Here is a 1,023-nt window from a genome sequence, read left to right as displayed (position 1 = left end):
CGCGGCTATACCCCGGCCGAATCGGCGGGTGACAAATACCATGCCGTCGCCAAGTTCAATGTCGTCACGGGCGAGCAGAAGAAAGGCCCCGCCGGGCCGCCGTCCTATACATCCGTCTTCTCACGCGAGCTGCTGCGGGTTGCGGAAGCCGACGACCGGATCGTGGCGATCACGGCGGCGATGCCCTCGGGCACGGGACTGGACAAGTTCGCCAAGGCCTTCCCGGAGCGTTTCTTTGACGTCGGCATCGCCGAACAGCATGCCGTGACCTTTGCCGCCGGCCTTGCGACCGAGGGGATGCGCCCGTTCTGCGCGATCTATTCCACCTTCCTGCAGCGCGCCTATGACCAGGTGATGCATGACGTGGTGCTGCAGAACCTGCCGGTGCGTTTCGCCATCGACCGCGCGGGCCTGGTCGGCGCCGATGGCGCGACGCATGCGGGCGCGTTCGACCTGAACTATCTCGGCTGCCTGCCGGGCATCACCATCATGGCGCCGAGCGACGAGCTCGAACTGCTAAACATGACCACCACATCGGCGGCGTTCGACGAAGGGCCGATCGCGCTCCGCTACCCGCGTGGCGGGGGGCTTGGCCTCGACCTGCCGGCGGTGGGACAGGTGATGGAAATCGGGCGCGGGCGCATCGTGCGCGAGATGACGCGCCAGTCCGGGCCGGAGCGTGGCGGGATCGCGATCCTGTCGCTTGGCCCGCGCCTGGCCGAGGCGCTGAAGGCCGCCGACATGCTGGCCGCCCACGGGCTTGCCCCCACGGTGGCCGATGCGCGCTTCGTCAAGCCGCTCGACACCGCCCTGATCGAGCAGCTTGCCCGCAACCATGCCGTGCTGATCACCGTCGAGGAAGGCGCACCAGGGGGCTTTGGCGCCTTCGTCATGATGCACCTCGCCAGAACCGGACTGCTCGACCGTGTCCGGTTCCGGCCCATGGCCCTGCCTGACCGCTTCATCGACCATAACACCCAGACCGCCCAATATCACGAGGCCGGCCTCGATGCGCAGGCGATC

The 1,023-nt window shown here is 67.7% G+C and carries 1 protein-coding gene; it reads left to right on the top strand.

Going from position 1 to position 1,023, the window contains the following annotated elements:
* A partial coding sequence (locus B7G66_RS09315) for a transketolase C-terminal domain-containing protein (RefSeq protein WP_048859135.1) occupies positions 1–1,023 on the top strand: 1,023 nt, incomplete at both ends.

It is taken from the genome of Novacetimonas hansenii JCM 7643 (assembly GCF_000964405.1).
Classification (GTDB): Bacteria; Pseudomonadota; Alphaproteobacteria; order Acetobacterales; family Acetobacteraceae; genus Novacetimonas; species Novacetimonas hansenii.
This window is presented reverse-complemented; position numbering and strand designations above follow the sequence as displayed.